Source organism: Actinacidiphila sp. bgisy160, from assembly GCF_057707815.1.
Genome location: NZ_JBYIQW010000008.1, coordinates 157,522 through 173,478, shown reverse-complemented (window position 1 = coordinate 173,478; position 15,957 = coordinate 157,522). Strand labels below are relative to the sequence as shown.

Annotated in this window: 8 protein-coding genes; 2 read left to right on the top strand and 6 right to left on the bottom strand. The window is 72.2% G+C overall.

Features of this window, described 5'->3' with window-relative positions:
* Window positions 1–90 precede the first annotated feature (90 nt).
* Entirely contained in the window at window positions 91–1,434 is a 1,344-nt protein-coding gene (locus tag AC3EUJ_RS10415) for a TIR-like protein FxsC (protein ID WP_431960779.1), read from the top strand.
* Window positions 1,418–5,335 carry an FxSxx-COOH system tetratricopeptide repeat protein gene (gene fxsT, locus AC3EUJ_RS10410; RefSeq protein ID WP_431960778.1) on the top strand — a complete coding sequence of 1,306 codons (3,918 nt, stop codon included), beginning with the start codon at window positions 1,418–1,420 and terminating at the stop codon, window positions 5,333–5,335. Before AC3EUJ_RS10415 ends, fxsT begins: the two co-directional genes overlap by 17 nt.
* 7 nt (window positions 5,336–5,342) lie before the next feature.
* Here fxsT and AC3EUJ_RS10405 read toward each other — a convergent pair whose 3' ends face one another.
* From AC3EUJ_RS10405 to AC3EUJ_RS10380, 6 genes are all read right to left on the bottom strand, one after another.
* Window positions 5,343–6,233, bottom strand: a complete 891-nt coding sequence (locus AC3EUJ_RS10405; RefSeq protein WP_431960777.1) for an alpha/beta fold hydrolase — start codon at window positions 6,231–6,233, stop codon at window positions 5,343–5,345.
* A gap of 48 nt (window positions 6,234–6,281) precedes the next feature.
* On the bottom strand, window positions 6,282–7,217 hold the full coding sequence (locus AC3EUJ_RS10400; protein WP_431960776.1) for a DUF4231 domain-containing protein: 936 nt from the start codon (window positions 7,215–7,217) through the stop codon (window positions 6,282–6,284).
* Window positions 7,218–7,348: 131 nt separating this feature from the next.
* Window positions 7,349–9,967 carry a 1,4-alpha-glucan branching enzyme gene (glgB, locus tag AC3EUJ_RS10395; protein ID WP_431960774.1) on the bottom strand — a complete coding sequence of 873 codons (2,619 nt, stop codon included), beginning with the start codon at window positions 9,965–9,967 and terminating at the stop codon, window positions 7,349–7,351.
* A 37-nt stretch (window positions 9,968–10,004) separates the two neighbouring features.
* Window positions 10,005–11,582, bottom strand: coding sequence for a maltokinase N-terminal cap-like domain-containing protein (locus AC3EUJ_RS10390; protein WP_431960773.1), 1,578 nt, complete (start codon window positions 11,580–11,582; stop codon window positions 10,005–10,007).
* Between the two features lie 254 nt (window positions 11,583–11,836).
* Window positions 11,837–13,537 carry a maltose alpha-D-glucosyltransferase gene (gene treS, locus AC3EUJ_RS10385; RefSeq protein WP_431960772.1) on the bottom strand — a complete coding sequence of 567 codons (1,701 nt, stop codon included), beginning with the start codon at window positions 13,535–13,537 and terminating at the stop codon, window positions 11,837–11,839.
* A complete protein-coding gene (locus tag AC3EUJ_RS10380) occupies window positions 13,534–15,531 on the bottom strand; it encodes an alpha-1,4-glucan--maltose-1-phosphate maltosyltransferase (RefSeq protein WP_431960770.1) in 1,998 nt (665 codons plus the stop codon). The genes treS and AC3EUJ_RS10380 overlap by 4 nt, the downstream gene beginning before the upstream one ends.
* Window positions 15,532–15,957 lie beyond the last annotated feature (426 nt).

Genomic DNA, 15,957 nt, shown 5'->3' with positions numbered 1-15,957 from the left:
CTATTCCGCCGGAGAATCGGGGGTTCCTACACTGAGGTTCCCTCACGAGGGGCGGAGCGGGGTCTGTAGGTCGGGCGGGGGAGATGGCGCATGGCATTACCCGTGGGGCAGGGAGACGCCTCGGACAAGCCCTATTTCTTCCTCAGCTACGCGCACACCCCCAGGAACGACCCCTCGGATCCCGACCCCGACCTGTGGGTCGCCAAGCTCTACAACGACCTGTGCGCGCACATCCTGCAGATGACGACGCTGCCCGCGGGGGTGAAGGCGGGCTTCATGGACCGGGGGATGAACGTCGGCGAGGGCTGGCCGGAATCGCTCGCGGAGGCGCTGGCGCACTGCCGGGTCTTCGTCCCGCTCTACTCGCCCCGCTACTTCCGCAGCCAGCAGTGCGGCAAGGAGTGGTACGCCTTCTCGCAGCGCGCCGTCCACCACCGGTCCCTGCACGACCGCCCGATATCCGGCATCGTGCCCGCGCTGTGGGTGCCGGTCGCCGCGAACGACATGCCGGGCCCCGCGGAGGGGCTGCAGTTCAACCACGCCGACCTCGGTGAGGACTACGCCGCCGAGGGCTTCTATGGGCTGATCAAGCTCAGCTACCTCAAGCACGAGTACGAGCGGGCCGTCTACCGCCTCGCCCAGCGCATCGTGCAGGTCGTCGAGGACACCAAGATCGCCAAGGGGCGTCACCTCGACTACCACCACGTTCCCAGCGCCTTCGGGCCCCCGGGCGCCAGCCGGCCGCTGCGCGTGACGGTGCTCGCCTGCTGCGACACCGAGGAACTGCCCGCGGGCCGCAGCCCCACCTGTTACGGGCCCTCGCCGCGTGACTGGAACCCGTACCGTCCGCAGAGCAGCCGGCCGCTGGCCGACCACGCCGCCGACCTGGCGCGCAACCTCGACTACCGGGTCAGCGTGGGGGTGTTCGAGGAGGAACTGGACCGCCTGCTGGATCCCGTCCCCACCGCTCCCGGGCTGCTGCTGCTCGACCGCTGGGCGCTGGAGTCGCCGGAACGGCGGGAGATGCTGAGCCGCTTCGGCCGTGAGCACCGGCCCTGGGTCAGCGTCCTGGTGCCGTGGAACCGGGCCGACCCGGAGTCAGGCGGCCACGAGGAGGCGCTGCGCCGCCTCGCCGACGACGCCCTCGATCCCAGCCGTGCGGACGGCCCGGGCGGGCGTTTCGTCCGCAACAACATCCCGAGCCTCGAGGTCTTCAGCGACGACGTGCCCAGGGCCGTGGGACGCGCGGCCAAGCACTACGCCGCCCACGCACCGGCCTTCCCGCCCCAGGGCCCGCACAGCTCGCGCCCGAGGCTCCGGGGTCCGTCCGCCGGATCGTACGGACCCGAGCGCTCCTCCCCGTACGGCCTGCACGACGACCGCGGCACCACGGAACCCGACAAACCGGAGGGCCAGGATGACCGAGAGCCGTAACGGACGTGTGATCACGTTCTACTCGTACAAGGGCGGCACCGGACGGACCATGGCCCTGGCGAACACCGCCTGGATCCTCGCCGCCAACGGACACCGGGTGCTGACGGTGGACTGGGACCTGGAGGCCCCGGGCCTGTTCCGCTTCTTCCACCCCTTTCTGGACTCCTCCGCGCTCGCGGCCACCACCGGCATGATCGACCTGATCACCGAGTACCGCGAGGAGGCGCTGCGCGACGTGCCGCGGCCGCCCGACTGGCACCGCCAGTTCGCGCGGGTCCGGCCGCACGCCATATCCCTCAACTGGGTCTTCCCCGGCGGCGGCAGCCTGGACTACCTCTCCGCGGGCCGGCAGGACCGCAACTACACCACCGCGCTCACCGGCATCGACTGGGACGTCTTCTACGACCGCTTCGGCGGTGGCCAGTTCCTGGACGCCATGCGCGCGGACATGCGGCGCCACTACGACTACGTCCTCATCGACAGCCGTACCGGCCTCAGCGACATCGCGGACATCTGCACCGTCCACATGCCCGACGAACTGGTGGTCTGCTTCACCCTCAGCGACCAGAGCATCTACGGCGCCGCCGCCGTCGCCCGCGACATCGAGGAGCGCTACAACGGCCGCGGCATCCGCATCTTCCCCGTGCCGATGCGCATCGACGACGGCGAGAAGGAGAAGGCGGACGCCGGACGGGCACTGGCCCGCGCCCAGTTCGACGGCCTCCCGGCCGGAATGGACGAGGACGAACTCGTCTCCTACTGGGGGTCGGTGGAGATCCCGTACCGCCCCTTCTACGCCTACGAGGAGATCCTGGCGACCTTCGGGGACGCCCCGGGCCTGTCCAGTTCGATGCTGTCGGCCTGCGAACGCCTCACCTCGGTCGTCTCCGGCGGCGCGGTGACCTCGCTGCCCCCGATCGCGGAGTCCGAACGGCTGCGCTGGGCCGCGGAGTTCACCCGGCGCAGGCCCGTTCCGCCGTCCGGCCTGGTGCTGGCGTACGTGCCCGAGGACCGCATGTGGGCGGACTGGATCGAGTGGATCCTGACCCGGGCCGGCTTCCGGGTCGTCCCCTGGGACGTGGAGACCCACACCGCCCCCGCGGAACAGCCTGCCGTGGCCGGGGCCTCCTCCCGCACCCTCGTCGTACTCTCCGCCGCCTACCTGCGCTCCCGGCGGGCCATGCGGGTGTGGGAGTCGAGCTCGGGCACCGACCCCTCGGGCCCGCAGCACCAACTGCTGCCGATCCGGGTCGGCGACGTACGCCCCGGCCCGCCGCTGGCCCAGCGCAGCCCGGTCAGCCTGGTGCGGCTCGACCACTCCGCGGCCGCCACCACCCTGCTGCGCGCCCTCGGCCGTGACGACGCGGACCTCAACACGACCGCCATGGCGGGTGGCCCGCGCTACCCCGTCGGCGACCCCAAGGTGTCCAACCTGCGGCCTCGCAACACCTTCTTCACCGGCCGCTCCACCGTCCTGGACCGGCTGCGCGACCGCCTGGGCGGCGGCAACCCCTCCGTCCAGCCGTTCCCGCAGACGCTCCACGGCCTCGGCGGCGTCGGCAAGACCCAGGTGGCGCTGGAGTACGCGCACCGCTTCAAGGCCGACTACGACCTCGTGTGGTGGATCGAGGCGGAGCAGGAGGACCGGATCGCGCCCTCCCTCGCCGAACTCGCCCGCCGCCTGGAGCTGAGGGTCGGCGACAGCGTGTCCGAGGCCGCCGAGGCGGCCCGCGAGGAACTGGCCGGCGGCACCCGCTTCCCGCGCTGGCTGCTGGTGTTCGACAACGTCGAGGACCCCGAGCGGGTGCGCCGCTTCTTCCCCGGGGGACGCGGCCACATCGTGGTCACCGCCCGGAACAAGCCGCCGACGGGAGCGACCGAGCCCCTGGAGATCGAGGTCTTCAACCGCTCGGAGAGCGTGGAGCACCTGCGCCGCCGGGTCGGCGGCATGAGCCGGGAGGACGCCGGGCAGGTGGCCGAGGCGGTCGGTGACCTGCCGCTGGCGGTCGAGGTGGCCGCCGCGTGGCTCGCCGAGACCGCGACCCCCGTCGACGTCTACGTGCACCAGCTCAAGGAGCAGACGACCAAGGCGCTGTCGGTCACCACCGCCGCGGGCTACCCGCGGGAGGTGGGCGCGACCTGGAGCATCTCCATCAGCCGGCTGCGCAACCAGTCCAAGGCCGCCGTCCGGCTGCTGGAGCTGTGCGCGTTCTTCGCGGCCGAGCCGATCTCGATGACGCTGATCGAGAGCGACTCCATGATCCAGGCGCTGCTGCCCCACGACCCCGAACTGCGCGACCGCTACATGCTCGGCAAGGTCATCCAGGCGCTCAACCGCTTCGCCCTGGCCAAGGTCGATCCGGCCGACAGCAGCATCCAGGTGCACCGGCTGGTGCAGGCCGCCGTGCGCTCGGAGATGTCGGAGGACGACCAGCAGGACACGATGCACGAGGTGCACCGCATCCTCGCCGAGGCCCGGCCGCCGGAGGACGCGATCAACGACCCGGCGAACTGGCCCGGGTTCGAGCTGATCTGGCCGCACCTCGCGCCGTCGCAGGCCGAGGACTGCCGCGAGGAGAAGCCGCGCCAGCTGCTGGTCAACCGCGTCCGCTACCTGTGGAAGAGCGGCGAACTGGAGCAGGCCAGGCAACTGGCCGAGCAACTGCTCGGCGTGTGGCAGCAGTCCCTCGGCGAGGACGACCTGCAGACCCTCAACCTGCAGTTCGAGCTGGCCAACGTGCTGCGTTCGCAGGGCAAGTACCAGGAGGCCCGGCAGTACGACGAGGACACCCTGGCCCGGCAGACCGCCCTGCTGCCCGCCGGCCACCCGCACACCCTGATCACCGGCGGCAGCCTGGCGGCGGACCTGCGGGCGCTCGGCCTCTACCAGGAGGCCCGGGAGCGCGACGAGCAGATCTACGCCGGATTCAAGGACATCTTCGGCGAGCAGCACCCGCGCTCGCTCGTCGCGGCCAACAACCTGGCCATCGACTACCGGCTCACCGGGGACTCCGAACTCGCCCGCCGCCTGGACCAGGAGACCGTGGACCGGCGTACCCCGATGCTCGGCGACCGGCACCCCTACACGCTGTCCACCAAGGCCAACCTCGCCCGCGACCTGCGGGAGATCGGCGACTACACGGGTTCCGTCGCGATGCTCGAAGAGGTGATGGACGTCTTCCAGGACGTCCTCAACCCCGACGTGCCCGAGACGCTCCGCAACGCCAAGAGCCTCGCGGTCTCGCTGCGCAAGGCGGGCCGCGCCGCCGAGGCGATGCGGCTCACCCAGGTGACCTACGACCGCTACCTCGAGCGGTACGGACCCGACGTGCCCGACACGCTCGCCTGCGCGCTCAACCTCGCCGCCGACTACTCGGCGGCCGGCGACAAGGAGCGGGCCCGTGACCTGGCCTCGGACGCCCTCGCCTCCTACCGCCGCCTCCTCGGCGACGACCACCCGTTCACCCTGGCCTGCCGCAACAACCTCGCCATCTACCTGCGCGGCAGCGGCAACGCCGAGGAGGCCGTGGCGGTCGGCACCGACACCCTGGCCCGGCTGGAACGCGCGGTCGGCCCCCGCCACCCGTACACCCTCAACTGCATGATCAACCTGGGCAACGCCACCGGCGAACTGGGCGACACCGACCGGGCCGTGACCCTCCTGGAGACCGCCCTGCGCGGTCTCACCGAGCGCTACGGTCCCGAGCACCCGGACGCCCTGGCGTGCGAGATCAACCTGGCCTACGCCCTGCGGCAGTCCGGCCGGCACGCGCGGGCGCAGGAGATCCGCGGCAAGGTGCTCCCGGAATGCGTACGGCTGCTCGGCGAGGAGCACCCCCTCAGCCGGGCCGCCCGCGAGTGGTACCGGGTCAACCGGGACCTGGAGCCGCAGCCGGTGTGAGCGGCGGTCAGGCCGGCACCGACCGTGCCTGACCGCCCCCGGCGGCCGCCCAGGCCAGCACCCGGGGCAGCACCGACAGGGCCGCGAAGTGCGCGGCCCCCGGCTGCACCACCATGGTCGCGCCGGGGATGTGCTCGGCCAGCCAGCGGGAGTGCGCCACCGGCGAGAACACGTCGTCCTCGCCGTGCCACAGCAGCACCGGCACCGCGATGCGGTCCAGGCCGAACCCCCAGCTCCGGTTGAACGCCAGCGTGTCGTCGATCCAGCCGTCGGCCGAGGTGCGCAGCGCCTCCGCGTAGGTGCGCAGCAGCATCGTGCGCAGACCCGCGTCCGCGATCACCCGCTGGTCCGGCTCGGGCATCTCCTCCCGGAGCACGGCGAGCAGGCTCGCCGGGTCGTCGCGGATGGTGCGGGAGCGCAGTTCCAGCCGGGCGGCGAGCCGCCGCTGCGCCGCGTCGGCGGTGGTGTGGTCACGGACGTTGGACCGGGTCATCCCCGCGTACCAGGCGAGCCCCCGCGCGTCCCGCGGCGCGAGCCCCACCAGCACCGCCACCCGCGTCACGCGGCCGGGCAGCAGGGCGGCGCACGCCAGCGAGTGCGGCCCGCCGCCCGAGCGGCCGACCACCGCGAACGCGTCCAGGCCCATGGCGTCGGCGATCGCCGCGACATCGGCGGCGGCGTCCGCGACCCGCCGGCCGGGCAGCCGCTCGGAACCGCCGTACCCGGGCCGGTCGAAGGAGATCAGCCGCACCCCCAGCCGGTACAGCACCGCGCTGCGCGGCACCGGACCGAGCCGGCTGCCGGGTGTGCCATGCAGCAGGAACACCGGCCTGCCCCGGGGATCGCCCCGGGTCTCCACCGCCAGTTCCCGCCCGTCACCCGCCCGCACCACACGCACCCGAGCGGCCCCCTCTCGTGTGTCCTTCGGCCCGTCCCCGTCCCGTCCTCACACGCGCATCTCGCGCCTCGCCTGCCAGGTGGTGTGCTCCCGGGACACCGCGTCCTCGGCGTCCCGGGTCAGCTGCGACCACAGGTGCTCGGCGTGCGGGTCGTCCAGGTCCAGCGACGCCAGCTGCACCCGGACCAGCTCCAGTTCGTCCGCCGCCACCCGGTACGCCGCCGCCAGCGGGCTGTACTGGCGCAGCTGCGCCCAGGCCGCGACCGAGGCCGTGATGGCCGAAACGAAGCCCAGGGTGTCGAAGGGGGACCAGCCGCCCGCCCGCAGAACCAGGAACAGGACGCCGAGCAGCGGGAACGCCATCGCCAGCCGTCCGGCCCGGCGCCCGTTCACCTCGCAGCGGGCCGCCTTCACCGTGTACCACTCGTGCTGCACCCGGATGCGTTCGCGCAGGTACACGTCCTGCCGCACACGCAACGGCGCGTCCCGCAGCCGCCGCATCGCGGGGGTGATGCCCGAGTCGACGTACGAGGGCACGGCCCTGCTGCTCCGGAAGGTGTGCAGGACGTCGCCGAGCTGCAGCCGGTACAGGGCGTCCGGGTCGCGTTCGTCGCCCGGTGGCGTGAACGGGTCGGCCCGCACCGAGTACTTCCAGGCGAGCGTCTTCATGGACTCCGCCAGCGCCCGCCCCTCGTACCAGAGCGCCTGCGGGTTCTGGCGGTGGATCACCCAGGTGGTCCACGCGGCGAGCGCGAAGAGGACGGCCGCGAGCCACGAGGCCCAGTGCAGGCGGCCCGCGGTGGCGTCGAACGAGCTGAAGACGGAGGCCGCGGTGAGCAGGCCGAGTTGCCGGCGCGACAGCCGTACGGTCAGCAACTGGCCGCGCAGTGACGCCCGGTCGGCGGCCCAGAACAGGTCCGGGAGCAACTCGCGTTCGCTCACCATCGGCAGCGGCCCCCCGTACTCGCCGAATCCCGCAGTCATCCCAGTATGGGCGTGGCGGGGACGGCCGCCCAGTAGGCGTCCGGCCGAACTCGCGCCGCGCCCCGCCGGGCGGGCCTGCCGTGACCTGACGTGGCGCAGGCGGGCCGCACCCGGCCTCCCGTGACGCCCGCTCAGGCGGGCCGCAGCCAGACCGTGGCCAGCGGCGGCAGCGTGAGCTGCACGCTCTGGCGCCGGCCGTTCCAGGCGACGGGCTCGGACTTCAGGGGTTCGGGGTTGGTGACGTCGCTCCCGCCGTATCCGGCGGCGTCGGTGTTGAGCACCTCCCGCAGGGCCTCCACCCCGTCCGGCACGCCGATCCGGTAGCGGTGCCTGACGACCGGTGAGAAGTTGCTGACCGCGACCAGCGGGTTCCCGTCGGCGTCCAGGCGTACGAAGGAGAAGACGTTGTCCTCGGCGGCGCCGCCGTCGAGCCAGGCGAAGCCGTCCGGGGTGGTGTCGCGCTGCCACAGCGCCGGCGTGGCACGGTAGAGGGTGTTGAGGTCCCGGACGAGGTCCCGCACGCCGCGGTGGTCGCCCGCCGCGGAGTAGGTCTCGTCCAGCAGCCACCAGTCCGGCCCGTGGTCGTGGGACCATTCGGCGCCCTGCGCGAACTCCTGTCCCATGAAGAGCAGTTGCTTGCCCGGGTGGGCCCACATGAAGCCCAGGTAGGCACGGTGGGTGGCGCGCTGCTGCCACCAGTCGCCGGGCATCTTGGCCACCAGCGCGCCCTTGCCGTGGACGACCTCGTCGTGCGAGATCGGCAGGACGTAGTTCTCGCTGTACGCGTACACCATCGAGAAGGTCATCTCGTTGTGGTGGTACTTGCGGTGCACCGGCTCGTGCTTGATGTACTCCAGCGAGTCGTGCATCCACCCCATGTTCCACTTGAGGCCGAAACCGAGACCGCCGAAGCCGGCCGGGCCGACGTGGTGGGTGGGCCGGGTGACGCCGTCCCAGGCGGTGGACTCCTCCGCGATGGTGACGACGCCGGGGCAGCGCCGGTAGACGGTCGCGTTCATCTCCTGCAGGAAGGCGACGGCGTCCAGGTCCTCGCGGCCGCCGTACGCGTTCGGCGCCCACTGGCCGTCCTCGCGCGAGTAGTCCAGGTAGAGCATCGAGGCGACCGCGTCCACCCGCAGCCCGTCGATGTGGAACTCCTCGCACCAGTAGACCGCGTTGGCCACCAGGAAGTTGCGGACCTCGGTGCGGCCGAAGTCGAACTCCAGCGTCCCCCAGTCGGGATGGTCCCCGCGCCAGGGGTGCTCGTAGAGGTTGGTGCCGTCGAAGTCCGCCAGCGCCCAGTCGTCCTTGGGGAAGTGGGCCGGCACCCAGTCCATGATGACGCCGATGCCCGCCCGGTGCAGCGCGTCCACCAGGTACCGGAAGTCGTCCGGGGTGCCCAGCCGGGCGGTCGGGGCGTAGTACGAGGTGACCTGGTAGCCCCACGAGCCGCCGAAGGGGTGCTCGGCGACCGGCATCAGCTCCACGTGCGTGAAACCCAGGTCCCGCACGTACGCCGGGAGCTGCTCGGCCAGTTCGCGGTACGACAGCCCCGGCCGCCACGAGGCGAGGTGCACCTCGTAGACCGAGAAGGGGGCCTCGTGCACCGGCAGGCGGCCGCGCGAGGCCATCCAGTCGGCGTCCTGCCACTCGTGGCGGGACGCGGTCACGATCGAGGCGGTGGCCGGCGGCTCCTCGGTGCGGCGGGCCATCGGGTCGGCCTTGAGCCGCCGCGCGCCGTCCGGGCCGCAGACCTCGAACTTGTAACGCTGCCCCTCACCGACCTCGGGCAGGAACAGCTCCCACACGCCGGAGGAGCCCAGCGAGCGCATCGGGAAGGCGGTGCCGTCCCAGCAGGTGAAGTCGCCGAGCACCCGCACCCCGCGGGCGTTGGGCGCCCACACGGTGAACCGGGTGCCGGTGACACCCTCGTGGGTCATCGGCTCGGCGCCGAGCACCTTCCACAGCTGCTCGTGCCGCCCCTCGCTGATGAGGTGCAGGTCGAACTCGCCGAGCGCCGGCAGGAAGCGGTACGGGTCGTGCACCTCTCGCTCGTCGCCGTCGTAGGTGACGGCCAGCCGGTACGCGGGGACCTCCGTCAGCGGCAGCACGCCGCTGAACAGCCCGTCGCCCTCGTGGTGCAGCACCGTCCGCGTCCCGCCGGTGAGGACGGCCACGCTCCGCGCGAACGGCCGCAGCGTCCGGAAGGCCAGGCCCTCCGCCACCCGGTGGACGCCGAGCAGCCCGTGCGGGTCGTGGTGGGCGCCGTCCAGCAGCCGCCGGAGCTCACCCGGGGCGAGCTCCGGGGCCGGCGGGACGTCGCCGGGCACGGTGCCCGCGGCGGGGGTGACCTCGGGCGCGGGCGGTGGTGCCTGGTGGCCGACCCCCGCGGGGCCCGCGGCGCGCGGCGCCGTGCCCGAGGCGGGCCGCCGCCCGGACCCGGTGGGGTCGTAGCCCCGCGCGACGGCCTCGGTCGACCCGGAGCCGTCCGCCGGCGGGCTCGCCGCGGCGGCCGGGCGGGCGCCCTTGGCCGCGGGTCGCGCGCCGGCGGCCTTTCCACCGCGTGCGGGCTTCGCGCCGGCTGCCTTCTGCGGCCGGGTGGCCGGGGCCGGCGGGGTCGGCGGGACTGCGGGGGGCGGCGGGGGTGCCGAGCCCTCGGACCCGGAGCCGCGTGCGGCACGTGCGGCGCGGGCCCTCCCGTTCCCGCCCGGGCCGGGGGTGGCGTCGGGGAACGGCTGGCGATCGGTCACGATCAGGTCCTCCTCGGATGGGCGTGGGGGCGCCCGGTCAGGGGGTGCGGCCGTGCGGCGGCTGCGCGAGGCGGCGCACCGCGGCCATGGGGATGGGGAGCCAGGCGGGCCGGTGCCTGGCCTCGTAGAGCACCTCGTAGACGGCCTTGTCGGTCTCGAAGGCGCGTATGACGACGGGCTCGTCCCTCGGATCGGACCCGGCGGCCTCCGCGTAGCCCGTGCAGAAGGCGGCGCGCTGCGTCTGCGCCCATTCGGGCGCCCCGGGGGCTGAGGGGTCGTGGTGCCGGGCGGCGTAGTCGAAGGAGCGCAGCATCCCGGCGACGTCCTGCACCGGGGGCGCGAGACGGCGGCGTTCGGGCAGCGGCCGGGCCGGCTCGCCCTCGAAGTCGATCAGCACCCATCCCCCGGAGTCCTTCGGACCCGGGGGCACCCCCATCCCGGAGTCCTTCGGACCCGGGGGCACCCCCATCCCGGAGTCCTTCGGACCCGGGGGCACCCCCATCCCGGAGTCCCGCGGTAGCGCCGGTGCGCCGGTCCGCAGGGCCTGCCCGAGGTGGAGGTCGCCGTGGACGCGCTGGGCGGCCAGGGTCGTGCCGCGTGTGCCGAGCGCGCCGAGGTCGTCGAAGGCGGCCCGCAGTGCCGCGCGGTACGGCCGCAGGGCGGGCACCGCCGCGGCGGCGGCGTCCAGCCGTCCGGTCATCGCGGCGGCGAGCAGTTCGATCTGCGGCCGGCGCAGGGTACTCGTGGGCAGGGCGCGCGCCAGCGCCAGGTGGACCTCGGCGGTCGCACGCCCCAGCGCGTGCGCCTCACCGGAGAAGTCGGTGCCGTACTCCACCGCCTGCAGGGCGAGTTCCCAGGCAGTGGCGGAACCTGGCAGGAAACGCTGCAGCACGCCGAGCGTGGCGGGCTCGTCGTACAGGCCCAGCGCCTCGAACCAGGCGGCGGGAGCCGCGACGCGCCGCGAGCCGGCCCGCGCGAGGGCGAGCGAGAGCTCCAGATCGGGATTGGGGCCGGGGGCGACCCGCCGGAACAGCTTGAGGATGAAGGCGTCACCGTAGATGACCGAGCTGTTGGACTGTTCCGCGGTGGACAGCCGCGGCGTCAGCCCCGCCTGGATCGCCGTGCCCGGCTCGGAGCCGAAGCGCAGGTGCCCGGTGCGGCCGGGGGCGCGCAGCCGCTCCAGCAGCAGGGACGTCAGACGTGGGTCGTGCAGCGCCTCGTAGATGGTGAGGCCGTCCAGTGGCCCGCCGACGGCGTGCCCGACGAGCGCGGGCGCGAGCGCGGGCGGCAGCAACGCCCTGGTGCCGAGCAGCAGCTGGTAGGTGTCGGCCGGTTGCCCCTGCCCGGCGCCGGGCGCCCGCTCCTGCACGTCCTGGTGGACGTCGAGCAGCAGATGGAGCAGTCCAGGGGTGCCCAGCCGGCCGTCGGCGGGCAGCAGCTCGGTGGCCGAGACCAGTCCGATGCCGCTGATCGGCCGCCCCTTTCCGGCGAACCACCGCTGCCGGGGCAGCCACTCCCGCAGCATCGGGACGAGCGCGGAGAGCAGTCCGGGCGCCGGGGGCACGGTGGTCCCCGACCGGACTGGGTAGGTGCGAAGCCACGAGGTGTCCGACATGACGTCCTTTCCTCGGGTGCCGGGCCTGACTGGTTCCCTAAGTGAAGGGGCGCGCTGCGGCGATGGTCCGACGAGTGGGACGTGTCGGACGAATATCATCCGAGCCGGTGGATCAATTGGCGTACTTGGCGTACGAGGGACAAGGGCCCGTACAGCATCCGATATGACGCTGGATCCGGCAGGGGGAGCCTGCCCCGGCGGCCCGGCACGAAACCGTGCCGGGCCGCCGGGTCGCCGTCACCCGGCGGGCCCGCCTACGCCGCGTCGCGGCGCAGCCGGAACCAGTAGAAACCGTGACCTGCGAGGGTGAGCAGGTAGGGCCATTCGCCGATGGCCGGGAAGCGCACCCCGCCGATCAGCTCGACGGGATGCCGGCCGGTGAAGGACCGCAGGTCGAGTTCGGTGGGCTGGGCGAAGCGCGAGAAGTTGTTGACGCACAGGACGAGGTCGTCCTTGTACTCGCGCAGGAAGGCCAGGACGGCCGGGTTGGTGGAGGGCAGTTCGGTGTACGAGCCCAGGCCGAAGGCCGGGTTCTGCTTGCGGATCTCGACCATCCGGCGGGTCCAGTGCAGCAGCGAGCTCGGGGAGCTCATCTGTGCCTCGACGTTGGTGACTTGGTAGCCGTAGACCGGGTCCATGATGGTCGGCAGGTAGAGCCGGCCCGGGTCGCAGGAGGAGAAACCCGCGTTGCGGTCCGGGGTCCACTGCATGGGCGTGCGCACCGCGTCGCGGTCACCGAGCCAGATGTTGTCCCCCATGCCGATCTCGTCGCCGTAGTAGAGGATCGGCGAACCCGGCAGGGAGAGCAGCAGGGCGGTGAAGAGTTCGATCTGGTTGCGGTCGTTGTCCAGCAGCGAGGAGAGCCGGCGCCGGATGCCGATGTTGGCCCGCATGCGCGGGTCCTTGGCGTACTCCGCGTACATGTAGTCGCGTTCTTCGTCCGTCACCATCTCGAGCGTCAGCTCGTCGTGGTTGCGCAGGAAGATGCCCCATTGGCAGTTGCGGGGGATGGCCGGGGTCTTGGCCAGGATCTCCGAGACCGGGTAGCGGGACTCCCGCCGCACCGCCATGAAGATGCGCGGCATGACCGGGAAGTGGAAGGCCATGTGGCACTCGTCGCCGCCCTTGGCGTAGTCGCCGAAGTAGTCGACCACGTCCTCGGGCCACTGGTTCGCCTCGGCGAGCAGCACCGTGTCGGGGTAGTGGGCGTCGATCTCCTCGCGCACCATCTTCAGGAAGCCGTGGGTGCGCGGCAGGTTCTCGCAGTTGGTGCCCTCCTCCTGGTACAGGTACGGCACCGCGTCCAGGCGGAAGCCGTCGATGCCGAGGTCCAGCCAGAAGCGCAGGGCGGCCAGGATCTCCTCCTGGACCTTGGGGTTCTCGTAGTTGAGGTCGGGCTGGTGCGAGAAGAAGCGGTGCCAGTAGTACTGCTTGCGCACCGGGTCGAAGGTCCAGTTGGAGCTCTCGGTGTCGACGAAGATGATGCGGGCGTCCTGGTACTGCTTGTCGTCGTCCGCCCAGACGTAGTAGTCGCCGTAGGGGCCGTCGGGATCCGTGCGGGACTGCTGGAACCAGTCGTGCTGGTCGCTGGTGTGGTTGACGACGAAGTCGATGATCACGCGCATCCCGCGCTGGTGGGCGGCGTCCACGAACTCCACGAAGTCGGCCAGGTCCCCGAACTCCGGCAGCACGGCCGTGTAGTCCGAGACGTCGTAGCCGCCGTCGCGCAGCGGCGAGGCGAAGAACGGCGGCAGCCACAGGCAGTCGATGCCGAGCCACTGCAGATAGTCCAGTTTGGCGGTGAGCCCCTTGAGGTCGCCGATGCCGTCGCCGTTGCTGTCCTGGAAGGACCGTACGAGCACTTCGTAGAAGACGGCCCGCTTGAACCAGTCGGGGTCCCGGTCCTTGGCCGGGGTGTCTTCGAACGTGTCAGGTACGGGTTCGTTGACGATCAAGTGGGTGACCCTCCTGTCGATGGAGTAGGTCGCAGGGTGAGGATGTGCGCGGGCGTACGGCCCGGCTCGAGGCGCACATAGTTGTCCCTGCCCCAGTGGTAGGTCTCGCCGGTGAGCTCGTCGCGCACCGGGGTGGACTCGTGCCATGCGAGGCCGAGTTCCGGCATGTTCAACGAGACGGTCGCCTCCTGGGTGTGGTGCGGGTCCAGGTTGACGACCACCAGTACGACATCGCTGCCGTCGCCCGAGCGCTTGGAGTACGCCAGCACCGCGTCGTTGTTCACGGGGTGGAAGCGCAGGTTGCGCAGCTGCTGGAGCGCGGGGTGGCGGCGTCGCAGCCGGTTCAAAGTGGTGAGCAGCGGAGCCAGCGAACGGCCTTCGGCCTCGGCTGCCGCCCAGTCACGGGGCCTCAGCTCGTACTTCTCCGAGTGTAGGTACTCTTCGCTTCCCTCGCGCACCGGCGCGTTCTCGCAGAGCTCATATCCGGCGTACACCCCCCAAGTGGGGGAAAGGGTCGCCGCCAGGACCGCACGCACCTCGAACGCCGGGCGGCCGCCGTGCTGCAGGTAGGCGTGGAGGATGTCCGGGGTGTTGACGAAGAAGTTCGGCCGCATGTAGCCCGCGGCCTCGCCGGACAGTTCCGTCAGGTATTCCGTCAGTTCCTGCTTGCCGTTACGCCAGGTGAAGTACGTGTACGACTGCTGGAAGCCGATCTGGGCAAGCGTGTGCATCATGGCCGGACGGGTGAACGCCTCCGCCAGGAAGATGACGTCGGGGTCGGTGCGGTTGATGTCGGCGATGACCTTCTCCCAGAAGACCACCGGCTTGGTGTGCGGGTTGTCGACCCGGAAGATCCGCACCCCGTGGTCCATCCAGTGCCGCAGCACCCGCTCGGTCTCCTGCACGATGCCGCCGAAGTCGGCGTCGAAGGCGATCGGGTAGATGTCCTGGTACTTCTTCGGCGGGTTCTCGGCGTACGCGATCGAGCCGTCCGCCCGGGTGGTGAACCATTCGGGGTGCTTGCCCACCCACGGGTGGTCCGGGGAGCACTGCAGCGCGAAGTCCAGCGCGATCTCCAGGCGCAGCTCACGGGCCCGCTCCACGAAGAAGTCGAAGTCCTCGATCGTCCCGAGGTCCGGGTGCACGGCGTCGTGGCCGCCCTCCGCCGAGCCGATCGCCCAGGGCGAGCCCACGTCGTGCGGACCGGCGTCGAGCGTGTTGTCCGGTCCCTTGCGGAACGCTGCGCCGATCGGGTGGACGGGCGGCAGGTAGACCACGTCGAAGCCCATCGCGGCGATCGCCGGCAGCCGCTCGGCGGCCGTGCGGAAGGTGCCGGACTTCGGTGGTCGCCGGCCCGTGGGGTCCACCACGGCGCCCTCGGACCGGGGGAACATCTCGTACCAGGACCCGAACAGCGCCCGCTGACGCTCCACCTGGAGGGCCGCCGGCCGAGAGGCGCTCACCAGGTCGCGCAGCGGGTGCCGGTCGAGCACCGCCACCACGTCGGGCGCGAGGGCGGCGGCGTGCCGCTCGGCGGGTGTGCGGGAGGTGTCGCGCAGCGTGTCGACCAGGGCCAGCACCACGGCCCGGCCGTCCTTCTTCGGTACCCCGGCGGCCGCGCGCTCGTGCAGGCCGGCCCCCTCGGCGAGGACCAGTTCGGTGTCGATGCCCGCGGGGACCTTGATGCCCGCGTGGTGCCGCCAGGTGGCCACCGGGTCGCTCCAGGCCTCCACCGTGTACGTCCAGCGGCCCTCCGCGGTGGGCGTCACCTCGGCGCCCCACCGGTCGGTGCCGGGGGCGAGTTCGCGCATGGGGATCCGTGGCCCGGAGCGTCCCGCGGGGCTGCGCAGGACCACGTTCGCCGCCACCGCGTCATGTCCCTCCCGGAACACCGTGGCGGTGACCTGGAAGGTCTCGCCGACCACCGCCTTGGCGGGGCGGCGGCCGCAGTCGACCAACGGGCGGACGTCCAGGACGGGGATACGACCGATCATTGCGCCTCACCTGTTTGTGCGGGTGGCCGGACGGGTACCTTCCGCTCTTTTTATCTGCTCCTTCGGATGCCTGCCTGTGGGCATGACCGCTCCTGTCCGCGTTCACTCGAGTGGGCGGATACCAGTTGTGTGTGGGAGGGTTCGGCGCCGCGTCGCGCATGGGTGAGCCTGCCCATTGGATGACGGTCGAATACTCCCCGGGAAGGGGTACTGGCGCGTAAGTTGCGCGCCGGGCGGCCCAGGCGGCGCCCGGACGCGCACAACCGGCCACCGTCCGGCGGGTGGGCGCGCGCGGCCTCCGGGGCGCCGGGCCGCCTCCTGCGCTCCGGTCCTGGCCGCCCTTCGTAGGCCCCGCGGTGCGCTCCGGCCGGGCGGCGTGCTGCGGCTGTCGTAGCCGCCGCCCGACACGCTGACGAGTCGTCCGCG